The organism is Kitasatospora sp. A2-31 (assembly GCF_022288725.1).
GTDB lineage: Bacteria > Actinomycetota > Actinomycetes > Streptomycetales > Streptomycetaceae > Kitasatospora.
In genome coordinates, this window is sequence record NZ_JAKNTA010000009.1 from 309,353 (window position 1) to 322,812 (window position 13,460).

The window sequence follows — 13,460 nt, forward strand, 5'->3', positions numbered from 1 at the left end:
ACCTACCGGTCACCGGTGCCGTCCCGGTGGGCACCACGGTCGCGGCCGGTCAGGTGATCGGACAGCTCGCGGGCGGCACCGGCACTGGCACCGGCACCGGCACCGGCCACTGCGGCGGCACCGACTGCCTGCACTGGGGCCTGCTGCGCGGCGAGCGCTACCTCGACCCGCCGGCCCTGCTCGGCGCCGGTGCCTCGCGGCTGCTCCCGCTCGGAGGCGCCGGTTGAGCCGGTCCCCGGAGCGGGCCTGCCGGGCAGGCTCGGGGGCGCGCCGACGGCGTCAGCACACCGATCGCGTCAGCGCCGGTCGAGGCCGCGCAGGGCGAGGGCGACGGCCGCGTCCGCAATGGCGTCGGGGCTCTCGGCGCAGCCGCCTGCGGCGCTCTGCTCGGCCTGCCGCACCGCGGCCTCCACGATCCCCTGGAGCAGCGCCGCCGCCAGCCGCGGCCCCTCGTGCCCGAGGTCTTCCAGGGCCTGGACGACCAGCCCGACCAAGTTGCGGTGCGCCGCCCGGATGCGTTCGCGCGCCGCCTCGTCCAGCTCCAGCGCCGAGATCGCCACCACCGCCCGGTGCCGCGGGTCCCCGGCCAGGGCGAGCTGCCCCCGGACGTACGCCTCGATCCGACCGGCCGCGGTGTCGCAGCTCTCCATCCCGGCCTCGATCTCGGCCGCCCAGAGCGGGAAATCGACCTCGCACAGCGCCTCGACCACGGCAGCTCGGGAACGGAAGTACTCGTAGACCGAGGAGCGCGCCAGCCCGGTGCGTGCCGCGAGCGCGGGAAAGGTCAGGGCCTCCATGCCTCCCGCGGTGAGGAGGGTGCGGGCAGCATCGAGGAGGGCAGCCCGCTGCTGCTGGCGGTGCTCGGCCAGGTTGGCCGCACGGATCTTCGGCACCCTCCCACTCTACGGAGCCCTACACGCGCTCGGCACGGCACCGCACGAAACGCACAGGACTCGACCCGGCGACGGCGCCGGTGCCGGTGCGCGTGCGGGTGCCGGTGCGGGTGCGGGGGTGCGGGGGTGCGGGGGTGCCGGTGCGGGTGCCCGGCCTATCGGATGTCCGACAGCTTGGCGCGCAGTTGGAGGACCGACTTGGTGTGGATCTGACTGACCCGGCTCTCCGTCACCCCGAGGACCAGTCCGATCTCGGCAAGGGTCAGCCCCTCGTAGTAGTAGAGCGTCACCACCGTCTTCTCCCGCTCGGGGAGCGTGTTGACGGCCTGGGCGAGCAGCCGGCGCAGCTCCCGGTCCTCGGCCACCTCGACGGGGTTGTCCGCGCCGTGGTCCTCCAGGGTGTCCATCAGGCTCAGCCGGTCCCCGTCGCCGCCGACCGGGTGGAGGAGTTCGTCCAGCGCGACCACATTGGCGAGCGAGAGCTGGCTGAAGATGGCGTGCAGGTCCTCGATCGCGATGCCCATCTCCGCCGCGACCTCGGGCTCGTGCGGCGTCCGGCGCAGCCTGGCCTCCAGCGTCGCGTAGGTGCGCTCGACCGCCTTGGCCTTCTGCCGCACCGAACGTGGGATCCAGTCCAGCGCCCGCAACTCGTCGATGATCGCACCGCGGATCCGGCTGATGGCGTACGTCTCGAACTTGATGGCCCGGTCGATGTCGAACTTCTCGATCGCGTCGATCAGGCCGAAGACACCGGAGGAGACGAAGTCGGCCTGCTCGACGTTGGAGGGCAGGCCGACCCCGACGCGGCCCGCCACGTACTTGACGAGCGGGGAGTAGTGCAGGATCAGCTGTTCCCGCAGCCGCTGATCACCCGTCTCCTTGTAGGAGCGCCAGAGCGCTTCCAGCGCCGTGCGGTCGGGACCGGCCGGCCCCCGTCGGGGAGCAGGCGTTTCGGCGGGCGCCGCTGGACGGCCGGGGGCCGCCGCCGGGCCCGGGACGGCAGGTGACCCGGTGACGGCAACCGGCTGACCCGGTGCAGGCGACTGGCCGCCGGCCTCCTGCGCACTCTGCTCGTCCGGCCGCTCGGCACGCTCCCCGTTCGGGGCCGGCCGGCCACCGCCCTGCCGTGTCAGGCCCCCCATCGCACCCGCCGCCTTGGGCGGGAACTCGGTCACGGGGCGCCGCTCGGTCCGCGGCCCTCCCGAGGACCGGGCGCCACCGGTCACTCTGTGTCCGGGAATGTGTGTGGGCATACGTTGGTCTGCGCCGTTCTGCCGAGTCATGTGCTGATAGGGAAGGCATGGCGAGCGTAGCGTGACCGAGTCGCTGCATTGTGCTACCGCCACTCGGTCGTCCCCCGATCCGGTGGCGGTCGTGTCACCGGATCCGGGCACGGGAGCACGGCCCGGGGCGCACGCCGCCTTCCGCCGCAGCTCAACCGCCCCCTCTCCGCCGCACCAGCCGCCAGTGCGCGCCGTGCCGTTCGACGAAACCGAGCGATCCCAACTCGTAGAGCCGGTGGAGCACTTCGTCCGGCGGCAGGCCGGACTGACGGGCCAACCGCTCCACCGGAGCGCCCTCCGCCGTGGCCGGCACCGCCTCCAGCACCCGGGCGACCGCCGGCTCCAGCAAGTCCCTGGGCAGCACCGGCCCGCTTCGCTGCGGCGCCAGATCGTCGCCGATCGCCCCGATCAGCTCGACGACCTCGGCCGCGTCGGTGACCAGTCCGGCGCCGCCACTGCGGATCAGGGCGTGCACGCCGGCGGAGAGGTCCGAGGTCACCGGGCCTGCGACCCCCATGGTGTGCCGGTTGAGGTCTCGGGCGCGTCGGGCCGTACTGAGCGCGCCACTGCGCAGCGCCGCCTCCACCACCACGGTGCCCCGGGTGAGGGCGGCGATGACCCGGTTGCGCAGTACGAACCGGAATCTGGTCGGGTGCTCGCCCGGCGGGAGTTCGCTCACCAGCAGGCCCTGGCCGGCGATCCGCCGGATCAGCTCGGTGTTGCCGCGCGGATAGGCGACGTCCACCCCGCAGGCGAGGACCCCGATGGTCATGCCGCCCACGGCCAACGCACCCCGGTGCGCACAGGCGTCGATCCCGTACGCCGCGCCGGACGCCACCACCCAACCGCGTTCGGCGAGCTGGGCGGAGAGCTCACCCGCGACGTGCGCGCCGTACGGGGTGCAGGCCCGCGCCCCGACGACCGCCACCGAGCGGAGGGCGAGCAGCCGCAGCGAGCCCGTTCCCGCCACCCAGAGCCCGATCGGACGCCCGTCCCCCAGGTCGTCCAGTTGGCTCGGCCATTCGGTGTCGCCCGGAATGATGAACCGCCCGCCGGCGGTTCGCACCCGCTCCAGATCGGCGGCCGGATCGACGCCGACCAGTCTGGCCCGGTAGGCGGCCAGCCGGCTCGCGTCCAGACCCGGGTGGTCGGGCACGGTGCCGTCCCGGATCGTCCGGACCACGTCCGCTGCCGGCCGCTCGGCGAGCCAGCGGCCCACCCCGGCGTCGCCCGGTTCGGTGAGCCTGGTCAGCACCGCCCTGGCCCGCCGCTCGGTCTCCCGGCCGGCAGCGCCCCCGGGCCCGTTCCCGCCACCCGGCGCGCCCTCGGCGGGATGCTGGGGGAGGTCCAACGTCCGGCTCATGCCTCGATCCCTTCGTCCTCAAAGGGCTGGTCGTCCGTCGCACCGGGCGCCGCCGTCGTCGCGGCGGCGGGGGCGGCGGGGGCGGCGGGGGCGGCGGAACGCTGGGTACGCGACCGCGTCCGCTTCTCGGCCTCGGGCTGGTCCGCCCGCGGTGCGCCTCCGCCCGAGCGGCCGAGCGCGCCGAGCGTCGAGAAGGAGCCCTCGGACAGCGCCACCCCCTGCTCCACGCCGGTGCGCAGCACCAGGGCCGTCCGGACGTCCCGCTGGTCCGGCCGGTCGTGCCCGGCGAGGTCGGCGACCGTCCACGCGACCCGGAGCACCCGGTCCAGGCCGCGGGCGGTCAGCAGGCCGCGCTCCAGCTGGCGCGCGGCGTCGTCGAGCGCCCCGGACGTGAGCTGCCAGCGGGTGCGCAGTTCGTGGCCGGGCACCTCCGCGTTGGTCCGCCACGGCGTGTTCGCCAGCCGGGCCGCCGCGCGCTCCCGCGCCGCCAGCACCCGCGCCGCGACGGTCTCGGTGCTCTCCGCCGTGCTGTCCCGCTCCATCAGTTCGACCCGGGTGACCGGGGCCACCTGGACCTGGAGGTCGACCCGGTCGAGCAGCGGCCCGGACAGCCTCCCCTGGTACCGGCTGACCATCGCCGGGGTGCACTCGCAGCCCTCGCCCCGCCGCGAGTGGCGCCCGCACGGGCACGGGTTGGCCGCCAGGCAGAGCAGGAACCTGGCCGGGAGCCGGAGTGATCCGGCCGACCGGGCGATCACCACCTCGCCCGACTCGAGCGGCTGGCGCAGCGCGTCGAGCACCCGGACGGGGAACTCGGGTGCTTCGTCGAGGAAGAGCACCCCGCGGTGCGCCAACGAGACCGCGCCCGGCCGGGGCAGGCCGCTGCCGCCGCCGACGATGGCCGGCATGGTGGTGGAGTGGTGCGGGGCGCAGTAGGGCGGGCTGTCGATCAGCGGTCGGCCGGCCGGGAGCAGGCCCGCCACGGAGTGCACGGCGGTCACCTCCAGCGCCTCCTTCTGGGTGAGCGGCGGCAGCAGTGCCGGGAGCCGCTCGGCCAGCATGGTCTTCCCGGCTCCCGGCGGCCCCTTGAGATAGAGGTGGTGGCCGCCGGCGGCGGCGATCTCCAGTGCCCGGCGGGCCTCGTACTGGCCGGCCACATCGGCCATGTCGAGGCGGGCCGCCTTGTCGTCGGGCAGGCCGCGCACCCCGGCGGTGGGCAGCATCAGGCCGGCCATCAGCGGATCGGGGCGGCCGCCGATCGGATCCGGTGGCTCCTCCGGCTCCGGCAGCCCGGTGAGGACGGCGACCAGCTGGCGCAGGCTGCGCACGCCGATCACGGTGACCCCGGGTACCAGGGAAGCCTCGGCAGCGGTCTGCTCGGCCACCACGACCCGCTGGTAGCCGGCGTCCGCCGCGGCCAGTACCGAGGGGAGCACCCCGCGGACCGGACGCACCCGTCCGTCCAGCCCCAGCTCCCCGATGATCAGCAGGTCGGCGATGGACGACGGGTCCAACCGTTCGGCGGCCGCGAGCACCGCGCAGGCGACGGCGAGGTCGGTCCCTGAACTGAGACGCTTCTCAGGTCGGCGGGACACCGCAGACAAACGGCCAGGCGAGGGGTCTCTGACCTCCCCTCACCCGGCCTCACCGAACTCACCTGATCGCAACAGGGAGCCCAGCTGTGTTTCAGCTTCTCATGCCCGGCAAGTCCAGCCAGTCCCTCGCCCGGGCTGCGGCCCGTGCTATCCGCTCGGTCATCGCGCCGGCCACCCTCTTCACCCCCGCCGCCCCGGCACCGGCCGTGGAGCCCGTGACCGCCCCGGACCCGGCCGGCCTGTACGAGCCGGACGAGATGCCGGCCGTCGAGGACATTGAGGCCGCCGCCCGCACCTACCACGCCGCGGCCGACCAGGCCCGCCGCGCGGACCGCGGCAAGCGCGCCGCGAAGAAGATCCTCGACCGGCTCCCCGCCGGCACCTACGCGGGTTGGAAGGTCGAGCGCGTCGCGTCCGGCAGGCAGACCGCCGACCTCGACGAGATCCGCCGCATCTTCAAGCAGCACGGCCTCGGGCCGGTGCCGATGAGGGCGTCGGCGCCGTCGCTGAAGGTCTCCCAGGTCGAGGCCCCCGCGGTCCTGGTGGCGGTGGCCGCATGAGCGCCGGGGACGGAAAGTCGACGCCCCCGGTGGGGGTGCTGCCGGCGGTGGCGGCGCTGCACGTGCTGTTCGCGGCCCGGCCGGAGCTGGCGCTGCTGCCCGGCCAGTGGCTGATCGAGGCCGACGACATCCACTTCTTGGCGCGCGGCCTCAGCCCGGAGGCCCGGGTCTCGGCCGAGGCGCTCGCTTCGGCGCTGGGGGTCGAGGTCCGGCCCGGCATCGCGGTCGAGCGCCCGGACGGGCACTGGCTGCCGCTGTACGTCGAGGGGACGCTGAGCGGGATCCGGGTGTTCGTCTCCGCGCACGCCCCGGTCGAAGGGCCGGAGGCGGAGCGGTGAGCCGGCCGTCGAAGGTGCGCCGGCCTACCGAGGACGCAGCCCTGGCCCGGGTGCGTGAGCCGTGGCTCCCGTCGCCGGCCATGCTCCTGAACCACCTGGCGTTCGCCGTGTGGCGGCGGGACCGGCAGGCGGTGCGGCTGCTGCACGCGCTGTTGGAGCGGGTCATGCCGGCCGGGGTGGTGGGTGTGCCGTGCGGGTGAATCGTCGGATGCCGGACTATGCCGTCGGTCCGCTGCACGGGCTGATGCTGCGGTGGGGACTGGACCCGGATGATCCCCGGGACCTGCTGCTGGCCTGCGTGTACCGGCTGGCTGCGCGCTTGGAACACCGTGTGTCGCCGTGGGATGCGGAGGACGAGCTCCTGGCGGACTCGGGCGTCGTCGTCCGGATGCGGGCCGGGAAGTACAGCGTCCACCTGGCGGCACGGTTCGGCGAACTCGGCGAGCTGGCCGCGGCGGGTGAGGTCGGACCGCCGTAGTCCGGAGACGGCTGTGCCCCGGCCGGTTGCGTCGGCCGGGGCACAGCTCCACCTGCGACCGCTACTGGAGCGGCAGCTTGTCGTACATCAGCGCTAGCCGGTCGGCGGCGCCGATGATCTGCAGGAGTTCCAGACGCTGGCCGTCGCGGTCACGGGTGACGCGCTCGACCAGCAGGACCGGGACAGCGGCACCGATGGACAGCTGCTCGGCCTCCTCCTTGGAGGGCATGCGCGCGGTAACCGTCTCGTCGGCCTCGGCTGGCTGGAGGCCGACCGCGGCCATGGCGCCGAAGACACCGCCTTCGACCTTGCCGGGGTTGGCGAGGCCGGCGGTGTCCGCGATGTCGGGCGGGTACCAGGCGTGCTGGATCTGGACGACGGTGTCACCGATGGTGGCGTGCCGGGATCGGCGGACCGCGGGGGTTCCGGGGTCGATGTCGAGGGCCTGGGCGACGTCGTCGGGGGCGGGCGTGGTGTCGACGGACACGGCGACCATGCGGCCGTCGAGTCCCTGTTCGTGGGTCGCGGTCTCCCAGGGGCCGCGGGTTCCGTCCGGTGCCAGGACCTTGCTGTAGCGGCTGAACGGGATTCGCACGACCCTGCGGTCTCGGACGACCGTGCCGGCGCGGCCGCCCTTGTACTCGGCAAGGCCTTCGCTCTTCAGGATGGTGAGCGCCTTGCTGGCGGTGTTCCGGTTGACGCCGTGTTCGTCGGCGAGGTCCTGCATGGTGGGGAGCCGGTCGCCGGGCTGGAGTTCGCCGCTGGTGATGCGTTCGCGCAGGCCGGCTGCAATCTCCTCTGCTGATCGGGGCATAGGGGTTCCTCTCGGTCGGTCCCCGTTCGTAGGTCATCAGCTTACGTCCTAGCACGTTCTCTTGACGGAGCGCGATGCCATGAGTCACCATCTGACTACGAGTTAGGTCCTAGGACCTTTTGGGAGTGGGCTTCGCCTACTCCAAAACCGCCGTGCCCCTGTTCCGGCCGGCGAGTCCCTCAACCATCCCCCCAGAAGGGTCTACTTCCCATGCCCAAGAACGTGTCCAGCAGCCCGGAACGGGGTGAGCCCGCCGCCCCCTGCAAGCGCCCGGACGTCGACCCGGACCTGTTCTTCCCGGAGACCGACGGCAGCAACTTCCGCCGGCCGACCGCCTCCGAGCGGATCGCCCTCAACCTCTGCGCCCAGTGCCCGATCGCCCAGCGCGCCGCCTGCCTGGCCGACGCCCTCAACTACCCGCTCGACGCGCAGTACGGCGTCGTCGGCGGCGCCACCGCCTCCCAGCGCCAGGCCATCCTCCGCGGCCGCCAGGTCGCCCTCCAGCTGGGAGCCGCCGCGTGAACGCCGTCGCTGAGCGCGCCGTCGCGCACGCCACCGCCCGCCTGCAGAACGGCTGGCCGCTCCTGCTCGTCGCCTTCGCGCTCTTCGGCCCCGCCGACACGCTCGCCCGCCTGGTCCTGCTCGCCGCCGGCGCGGTGTTCACCATCGCCCGGCCCACGGCCGGCCCCGCCGCGGCGAAGACCCGCAAGCCCCCGACGGCGCCGAAGCCGGCCACCGTCCCGGCGCCCCGAAAGAGTGGTGACCCCCAGTGAGTGACATGACCAGCTGGCGCGACGCCCGCCGCGCCGACAAGCTCGCCGACCGCGACGCCGACCGCGCCGACCGGCAGGCCGAGCGCGAAGAGGCCCGGCGCGACGCCGAGGCCGCCCGCCGCCGGAAGGTCGCCGACGAGAAGGCGGCCGCCGAGGCCCGCGCCAAGCGCCGCCAGGAACGCGCCGCCCAGATCGCCAAGCTGACCGGCTGGGTGACCGCCGACCCGGCCCGAGCGTTCGTCCGCCTGGTGCAGTTCTGCTCCGTCGTCCCGGCCGTCATCTCCCAGGTCGCCGCGCTCGACCACGCCGATGTCTTCCTGCTCCTGGCGGTGCTGCTCGCCGCGATGCTGGAGGGCACCGCTTGGGCGCTGGTCGCAATGGGTGCGAAGGCCGAGCACGGCTCCCGCTCCACCCGCACGTACCGGGTCGGGGCCTGGCTCGCCGGTGCCGTCGCCGCCGCGATCAACTTCGCGCACGGCTGGCAGCAGTACCCGGACCACCGGTGGGTCGCGGCTGTCCTCGCGCTCTCCAGCTTGGTCGCCGTCTGGCTGACCGACCTGCAGACCCACGGCGGCCGCCGGCCGACTCGGGCCGAGCGCAAGGCCGCCGCCAAGCAGCAACGGCTGGAAGCAGAGAAGGCCGAGGCCGAGAGGCAGGCCCGGGAGGAGCACGCCCGCAAGCGGGCCGAACACGAACCGCAGGTACGCGAGATCGCTGACCGCCTGCTGTCCGCCGCCCCGTACGGCGCGCTCGCCGAGGACGACGCCTGGCGCATCGCGTGGGAGCACCAGCACGGCGTCACCGTGCCGGGGCTGACGGCCGATCTGCTGGCCCGCCGGATCGGGGCCCGCGCCCGGGTCGCCGAGGTCTCCACCCTCCCCGCGCCGGCCGACCTGTGGCCCGGACTGCCCGACGACCCGCACCCCGCGCTGACGCTGCCGATCACCGTCGGCCCCTCCGCCGGGCCCGCCGACAGTGTCTACCTGGACACCGTTCCCGGCCCTCTGGCGAACGCGTGGTCGATCACCGCCGACGGCCCCGAATCCCTTGGGGGAAAAGGGCTCCAGGCCCCCGAGGGCACCCCGGAAGCGGCCCCGGTGAAGCCGGAGTCGGTCCGGTCCGGGAACGGCCCGCAGAAGGCCGGGAAACCCCTCGACCCGGAGCACCTGGAAAGGGTCCGGGAGCTGGCTGACCTCTTCGAGTCGGCCGGGCGTCGGATCTCGACCGCGGACGTGAAGCACCTCCTGGGCGGCGGCCGCACCGAGTACTTGTCGCGGCTGCGCCGGGCCATCGAGGCCGAGCGCGACGCGAACCACAACGACTGACCCTTCCCACCGCTCCCCAGCACCACGTCTTGGAGACCTCTATGCCGCCCAAGCGCCGCTACCCGTGCCCGACCTGCGAAGGGTGGGGCACCGTCGTCCCCGCCTCCGGCGGCCGGCCGATCCCCTGCCCTGAGCCCGATTGCCCCGTCCGCAAGACCACCGCCCCGCAGAGCCGCTGAATCCGGAAGGACCCGCCGCCATGACCTACGCCATCACCGCCGCCGCCCACACCACCGTCCCGGTCACCTGGACCACCGAGGCCGGCACCACCGCCACCGCCCACATGCCCACCCAGTTCCACGCGACCTACGCCGCCGCCGAGCACACCTCCGCGGTCGTCCAGCTCGCCGAGGCCCCCCAGCAGGTGACCCCCGCTGTCACCCAGGCCGCCAGCCCCGGCGCGATCGCCGGCATGTCGGGGGCCACCCTCGTCGGCCTCGGCATCCTCATCTGGACCGCCGCGAAGTGGAAGCAGCAGGCCAAGGAGGTCAAGCGCGCCTTCATCCTCGGCGCCGTCGCCATGGCCTTGGTCGGCAGCTGGGGTCTGCTCGGCGTCTTCTCCTCGACCGTGAAGTCGACGTCGGACTCGGTCGGCACCTCGATCTCGAACACCGTCGGCACCGCCCCGCAGACGCGCTGATCTGGCTGTTCCCCGCGCCGCCCCGGCCCCTCACACACCCATCCCGGGCCGGGACGGACGGAGAGCAGCCAGCCCGGCAGCTCAACCCCGAGAGGAGTACCGATGGGCATCTTCGGAGACAGCTCCGAGCAGGCCGTCCGGGCCGAGCACGACGCCTGGGCCCGCGGCGCCGAGCTGGGCGTCACCTACTACACGGCCCTGCCGGTCACCGAGTGGGACGGCGCCCCGATCCACATGCCGTACACGTTCACCCGGCGCGCAGGGTGGGGCGTGTACACCGGGCAGCTGATCACCGACGACAACACCCCGAGCTTCAGCGGCGCCTGGTTCCGGCACGGCCCGCTCACCACCGAGCGCCGGCCGACCCCGGCCGACTACCACGCCCGGCTGGAGGAGATCTCCGCCGCGTTCGAGGGCCGCCTCCAGGAGCAGGCCCGGCGCCGGTGGCTGGACGCCGACCCGCAGATCAGCAGCCGCTACCCGGCCACCGCCCGGGTCCTCGCCTCCCGATAGCCGCCCCGACCCCCGCACGCGAGGGGTGCGACAGGTGCGACCACCCGCACACCCCGTACCCCTCGCACTCTCTGAGAGGACCAGCCCGATGACCACCACCATCGACCCGGCCGGCGCCGCGGGCCCGCAGCCCGACCAGCCGCCCACCGTCCACCTCACCAAGACCACCGCCGAGCCGGCGCCCGGCAACAGCGACCAGGCCGACGCCGAGGAGCGCCGGGGGCTGGGAAGCCGCTTGAAGGCCGGCGTCGACCGGGCCGCGGACGCCGACGGCCCGCTCGCCGCCCACCTGCGCCGCGCGGGCCGCACCACCGACGCCTGGCTGCGCACCAACGACCTCACCGACCAGGCCGTCGCAGCCGCGGTCCTGGCCGACCGGCAGACCCAGCACCGGGCCCGCGAGACCCAGCTCCGCCAGAAGCTCGCCCGGATCTCCTCCCAGATCGTCACCGCGAAGCGCACCGAGACCGGCCGGGACGACAATGACGCGCTCCGGGACGGGCCCGAGGTCGTCGCTCTCAAAGGCCGCCGAGAGCTGGTCCAGACCCAGCTCGCCGAGCACCAGGAGACGGCGGTAGCCCTCGCGGTACCGCCCACCGACGGGGAGCTGTCCCGGGCCCGGTGGAGCAAGCGCGCCGGCCGCGCCGCCGCCCTGCTCGGGGGCGTGATCGGGGGCGGGGTCGTCCTGCCGCTGCAGGACCCGCGGCTGCTCCTGGTCTCCGTCCCGGCCGGGCTGGTCGCGCTGTGGCGGGCCGGGAGCATCAGCCCCACCCCGGCGACCGCTCAGCCACAGCAGGTGGCGGCGGCGTTCGGGCAGGTCCCGGCCCAGCCGGGCACGGTGGCGGCCGACGCGGCCTGGCCGAGTCCGGGAGTCATGACCGCGGAGGGTTCGGAGCCCGGGTCGGCCCCGGCCGGGGTGATCCCCGCCGACCCGGCGGTGCCGCCGACCGGCACCTTCCCGATCGCGCAGGTCTCGACCCCGCAGTGGGCGGGCGAGTGCATCCGCCGGGCCCTGGTGAAGGAGGGCGTGCCGGTCGCCGAGATCACGGACGTCCAGCAGCAGCCCTGGGGCTGGACCTGCAAGGTCCGCATTTCCGAGGGCACCCCGTCGGCGATCATCAAGGCCGCCCCGGACCTGGAGACCCTCATGGACCTGGAGACCGGACGCTGCATCCCGACCCCGACCAAGCGCCGCGCGGTGGTCGACCTCAAGGTCGCACACACCGACCCGTTCGCGTTCGTCCCCGGCCCGCCCCGCCGCGCCCCCAAGTCCATGTCCATCAAGGATCGGGCCCTGCTCGGCTACGCGATGGACGCCCGCCCGCTGGAGATGAGCCTCTACGGCGTCCAGGGCGCCATCGTCGCCGGGTCCGGCGGCGGCAAGAGCGCGAACATCCGCACCTTCGCCGAGTACCTCACCGCGTGCCGTGACACCGTCGTCGTCGCCCTCGACCCCTCCGGCGTCGGCCTCGGCCCGCTGGAGGACGCCGCGGCGCTCACCCTCACCAGCAAGGAAGAGATCGAGTGCTTCCTCGCCGGAATGCACCAGGTCTCCCTCAAGCGCCCTGAGCTGCTCGGCAAGCAGCGGATGGGCACCGAATGGCAGCCCTCCGAGCGGTGGCCGGCCCTCGTGGCGATCGGCGACGAGTGGCCGCAGAACACCGACGCCAGCAAGGAATCGGGGGTCGGCATCCAGCTCACCGGCCGCAAGGTCTGCGCCCAGCTGCTGATCGCGAGCCAGTTCGCGACCACCGACTACATCGGCTCCGCGATCATCTCCAACCTCTCGCTCCAGCTTCTCGGCCCCTGCCGGCAGAACGACGTCACCGCCACTTTCGGCGGCGGCGCCATCGACGACGGCTGGCTGCCCCACCGCCTGGTCCCCAAGCAGGCCGACGAGCTGAACGACGTCGGCAAGTTCTACCTGCGCGGCGGCGGCTATAACGAGCCGATCATCTGGCGCGGCAACTGGTACGACGACGCCACCTGCCTCGACCTCGCGGCGGAGCGCGCCGCCGCCGGCGTCCCCCAGCTCGACGAGGAATCGCTGCGCATGGGCGGCAAGGAGTTCGCCGGACTGTTCGACAAGCGCGGCACCGCCGCCAAGGCCAAGGCCCGCGCCGCGGCCGGGGACCGCATCCTCGCCGACACGATCGACGCCCTGCGCGGCGCCAGCCTGGACCGGGCCCGCACCGAGCGCATCGCCGAACTCCTCGCGGCACTCGACCCCACCACCTACAGCGGCATCACCGCCGACGAGACCGGCCGCCGCCTGCGCGGCGCCGGAGCCGGAGGCACCGTCAAGATCGGCCCCACCGACGGTATGGCCAACCCCAACGGCTACCGCCTCGCCGACCTCTCCGAGGCGCTGGACGCCACCCGCTGACCATCCGGTATGTCCCGGTTCATCACCCGGACAGCCGACGGTCCACGCCCGAAATCACCCGGTATACACCCCGGTCGCCGCGGCCGCCTCCCTGGTCCCCGGACTGGCCCGACCACCCCCGCCACCACCCACCAAACCGGTGCAAACCACCCCGCCGACCAGGGGTCGACCACCCCGCAAACCAGGACAAAGGAGCCATCGTGACGGACGACGCCTTCGAGACCGAGCAGCACCAGGTGATGGACGCCAACCTCGCCCGCCTCCGCCAGGCCGACCCGGAGCTGGACCGCATTTTCCGGATCACCTTCAGCCAGGCCCATCGCGATGGCCTCGGTACCCAGCTCCGCCAGCAGCTCGCCGACTACGCCGGCCTCACTCACCGCCAGGGCCGCCTCGGCGACTACCACGCCCTGTTCGCCGGCACGGACTGATGGCCGCCGGGTCCTGCAGCCACCACCCGCGCGGCCAAGACCGGCCCTGCGGCCGGGAGGCCCGCGCG

15 protein-coding genes and 1 pseudogene are annotated in these 13,460 nt (G+C 74.0%); 11 read left to right on the top strand and 5 right to left on the bottom strand.

Annotated features, from left to right (window positions below):
• A pseudogene (locus tag MCM47_RS25495) lies at positions 1 to 227 on the top strand (M23 family peptidase); the annotation flags it as partial.
• Between the two features lie 69 nt (positions 228 to 296).
• On the opposite strand, the gene MCM47_RS25500 reads toward MCM47_RS25495, so the two are convergent.
• The 4 genes from MCM47_RS25500 to MCM47_RS25515 all read right to left on the bottom strand — a co-directional run bounded on the left by MCM47_RS25500 (position 297) and on the right by MCM47_RS25515 (position 5,134).
• Positions 297 to 869, bottom strand: a complete 573-nt coding sequence (locus tag MCM47_RS25500; protein ID WP_238864085.1) for a TetR/AcrR family transcriptional regulator — start codon at positions 867 to 869, stop codon at positions 297 to 299.
• A gap of 179 nt (positions 870 to 1,048) precedes the next feature.
• Entirely contained in the window at positions 1,049 to 2,035 is a 987-nt protein-coding gene (gene whiG, locus MCM47_RS25505) for an RNA polymerase sigma factor WhiG (protein ID WP_238864019.1), read from the bottom strand.
• 292 nt (positions 2,036 to 2,327) lie between these two features.
• Positions 2,328 to 3,539, bottom strand: coding sequence for a DNA-processing protein DprA (gene dprA, locus MCM47_RS25510; RefSeq protein WP_238864020.1), 1,212 nt, complete (start codon positions 3,537 to 3,539; stop codon positions 2,328 to 2,330).
• A complete protein-coding gene (locus tag MCM47_RS25515) occupies positions 3,536 to 5,134 on the bottom strand; it encodes a YifB family Mg chelatase-like AAA ATPase (protein ID WP_238864021.1) in 1,599 nt (532 codons plus the stop codon). Before MCM47_RS25515 ends, dprA begins: the two co-directional genes overlap by 4 nt.
• 86 nt (positions 5,135 to 5,220) lie before the next feature.
• Here MCM47_RS25515 and MCM47_RS25520 point away from each other — a divergent pair, with 86 nt between their 5' ends.
• The 3 genes from MCM47_RS25520 (at position 5,221) to MCM47_RS25530 (ending at position 6,510) form a co-directional block, all read left to right on the top strand.
• Positions 5,221 to 5,694, top strand: a complete 474-nt coding sequence (locus tag MCM47_RS25520) for a hypothetical protein (RefSeq protein ID WP_238864022.1) — start codon at positions 5,221 to 5,223, stop codon at positions 5,692 to 5,694.
• Positions 5,691 to 6,032 (top strand): hypothetical protein, encoded by a 342-nt coding sequence (locus MCM47_RS25525; RefSeq protein ID WP_238864023.1) that lies wholly within the window; start codon positions 5,691 to 5,693, stop codon positions 6,030 to 6,032. Before MCM47_RS25520 ends, MCM47_RS25525 begins: the two co-directional genes overlap by 4 nt.
• A 208-nt stretch (positions 6,033 to 6,240) precedes the next feature.
• Entirely contained in the window at positions 6,241 to 6,510 is a 270-nt protein-coding gene (locus MCM47_RS25530; RefSeq protein ID WP_238864024.1) for a hypothetical protein, read from the top strand.
• A gap of 61 nt (positions 6,511 to 6,571) precedes the next feature.
• Here the strand turns inward: MCM47_RS25530 and MCM47_RS25535 are convergent, their stop codons facing one another.
• On the bottom strand, positions 6,572 to 7,324 hold the full coding sequence (locus tag MCM47_RS25535; RefSeq protein WP_238864025.1) for a GntR family transcriptional regulator: 753 nt from the start codon (positions 7,322 to 7,324) through the stop codon (positions 6,572 to 6,574).
• 210 nt (positions 7,325 to 7,534) lie between these two features.
• On the opposite strand from MCM47_RS25535, the gene MCM47_RS25540 reads away from it, so the two are divergent.
• The 7 genes from MCM47_RS25540 (at position 7,535) to MCM47_RS25570 (ending at position 13,392) form a co-directional block, all read left to right on the top strand.
• Positions 7,535 to 7,846 (top strand): WhiB family transcriptional regulator, encoded by a 312-nt coding sequence (locus MCM47_RS25540; protein WP_238864026.1) that lies wholly within the window; start codon positions 7,535 to 7,537, stop codon positions 7,844 to 7,846.
• Positions 7,843 to 8,097 carry a hypothetical protein gene (locus MCM47_RS25545; RefSeq protein WP_238864027.1) on the top strand — a complete coding sequence of 85 codons (255 nt, stop codon included), beginning with the start codon at positions 7,843 to 7,845 and terminating at the stop codon, positions 8,095 to 8,097. Before MCM47_RS25540 ends, MCM47_RS25545 begins: the two co-directional genes overlap by 4 nt.
• 5 nt (positions 8,098 to 8,102) lie before the next feature.
• Positions 8,103 to 9,422 carry a hypothetical protein gene (locus MCM47_RS25550; RefSeq protein WP_238864028.1) on the top strand — a complete coding sequence of 440 codons (1,320 nt, stop codon included), beginning with the start codon at positions 8,103 to 8,105 and terminating at the stop codon, positions 9,420 to 9,422.
• Positions 9,423 to 9,621: 199 nt separating this feature from the next.
• A complete protein-coding gene (locus MCM47_RS25555) occupies positions 9,622 to 10,062 on the top strand; it encodes a hypothetical protein (RefSeq protein WP_238864029.1) in 441 nt (146 codons plus the stop codon).
• A gap of 102 nt (positions 10,063 to 10,164) precedes the next feature.
• A complete protein-coding gene (locus MCM47_RS25560) occupies positions 10,165 to 10,575 on the top strand; it encodes a hypothetical protein (protein ID WP_238864030.1) in 411 nt (136 codons plus the stop codon).
• An 88-nt stretch (positions 10,576 to 10,663) separates the two neighbouring features.
• The gene (locus tag MCM47_RS25565) at positions 10,664 to 12,961 is read left to right on the top strand and encodes a hypothetical protein (RefSeq protein WP_238864031.1); all 2,298 of its coding nucleotides are present in this window, start codon (positions 10,664 to 10,666) and stop codon (positions 12,959 to 12,961) included.
• 200 nt (positions 12,962 to 13,161) lie between these two features.
• Positions 13,162 to 13,392, top strand: coding sequence for a hypothetical protein (locus MCM47_RS25570; protein ID WP_238864032.1), 231 nt, complete (start codon positions 13,162 to 13,164; stop codon positions 13,390 to 13,392).
• The last annotated feature ends 68 nt before the right edge of the window (positions 13,393 to 13,460 follow it).

What these genes read in the sequence shown, in the direction of transcription:
- MCM47_RS25560 (WP_238864030.1), top strand. Translation starts at nt 10,165, where the DNA reads ATGGGCATCTTCGGAGACAGCTCCGAGCAGGCCGTCCGGGCCGAGCAC.
- MCM47_RS25525 (WP_238864023.1), top strand. Translation starts at nt 5,691, where the DNA reads ATGAGCGCCGGGGACGGAAAGTCGACGCCCCCGGTGGGGGTGCTGCCG.
- MCM47_RS25555 (WP_238864029.1), top strand. Translation starts at nt 9,622, where the DNA reads ATGACCTACGCCATCACCGCCGCCGCCCACACCACCGTCCCGGTCACC.
- MCM47_RS25550 (WP_238864028.1), top strand. Translation starts at nt 8,103, where the DNA reads ATGACCAGCTGGCGCGACGCCCGCCGCGCCGACAAGCTCGCCGACCGC.
- MCM47_RS25530 (WP_238864024.1), top strand. Translation starts at nt 6,241, where the DNA reads ATGCCGGACTATGCCGTCGGTCCGCTGCACGGGCTGATGCTGCGGTGG.
- dprA (WP_238864020.1), bottom strand. Translation starts at nt 3,539, where the DNA reads ATGAGCCGGACGTTGGACCTCCCCCAGCATCCCGCCGAGGGCGCGCCG.
- MCM47_RS25540 (WP_238864026.1), top strand. Translation starts at nt 7,535, where the DNA reads ATGCCCAAGAACGTGTCCAGCAGCCCGGAACGGGGTGAGCCCGCCGCC.
- MCM47_RS25565 (WP_238864031.1), top strand. Translation starts at nt 10,664, where the DNA reads ATGACCACCACCATCGACCCGGCCGGCGCCGCGGGCCCGCAGCCCGAC.
- MCM47_RS25535 (WP_238864025.1), bottom strand. Translation starts at nt 7,324, where the DNA reads ATGCCCCGATCAGCAGAGGAGATTGCAGCCGGCCTGCGCGAACGCATC.
- whiG (WP_238864019.1), bottom strand. Translation starts at nt 2,035, where the DNA reads ATGGGGGGCCTGACACGGCAGGGCGGTGGCCGGCCGGCCCCGAACGGG.